Here is a 919-nt window from a genome sequence, read left to right on the forward strand (position 1 = left end):
ACTCTGCGGCGGCGAGTTCGGGTTCCTCGTGCAGGAGGAGGACCCGGGTCCATGCGTCGAGGTCGGCGGCGATCACGGCAAGCCGGTGATCCCAGCCGGTACTCTTCACCCGTTGGGTGCCTCTTCTCTGCGACGGTTTTGATCTCAGCAATCAGATCATTGCAGGTGGGAGGCACCCTTCTCCTGTTGGTGCGTCAGGTGACCGTCACAGCTGAATTCATGAGGTTGATGGTGGCGCCGCCAGGCGGTCCAGTGCAGGACGTGGTCACGGTCGCGGACCGGTGGCGGCAGGACGAGTGCGCGCACGAGGCGTACGAGTTCCGGGCAGGTCAGCGGGACGAGGCGGGCGGTTCCGGCGGAGACTGCGCGTGCGGTGGCGTCGAGGGCCAGGGCGAGCACGGCGGCGGCGATCAGGGAGAACAGCGACCAGCGCATCCAGGAGTTCCAGCAGGTCACCTGGCCCTGGTCGAGGCTGGTGAAGCCCTTGGCGAGTTGGAAGGTCTCCTCGATCTTCCAACGGCGACAGATCACCTCCACGAGCGTGCCGAGGGCGATGTCCCCAGGGGTCCAGCAGCGGAAGTAGGAGACCTCGCCGGTGTAGCGGTGGCGGCGGGCCACCAGCACGCTGGTGTCGTCCTCGTGCCTGTCGGGAGTGTCGTCGGGGCGGATGTCGAGCCAGGCCCAGACGTACTCGCGGGTGCCCTTGGTGCCGTGGCTGGTCGCCCGCCGCGTCCACTGCTCCGGCCGCACCTTGTTGATCATCTTGCGTGCTTCCCGCTTGCGCGCGGTCCCGTCCGTGACCTGGTGTGTGGCAGCGACACCGACGGTGTATCCGAGTCCCAGGGCGCGGATGTTGCTCAGGGCTTGATCAAGTTCCGGATTCGTGTGGCTGGGCCGGGAGATGACCGGTTGGGGTGCG

1 pseudogene is annotated in these 919 nt (G+C 67.2%); it reads right to left on the reverse strand.

Annotated features, from left to right (window positions below):
• Window positions 1-156 precede the first annotated feature (156 nt).
• Window positions 157-919: pseudogene (locus tag ACRWND_RS30860) on the reverse strand (hypothetical protein); the annotation flags it as partial.

The sequence above is a fragment of the Actinacidiphila sp. bgisy167 genome (assembly GCF_965342175.1).
Lineage (GTDB): Bacteria > Actinomycetota > Actinomycetes > Streptomycetales > Streptomycetaceae > Actinacidiphila.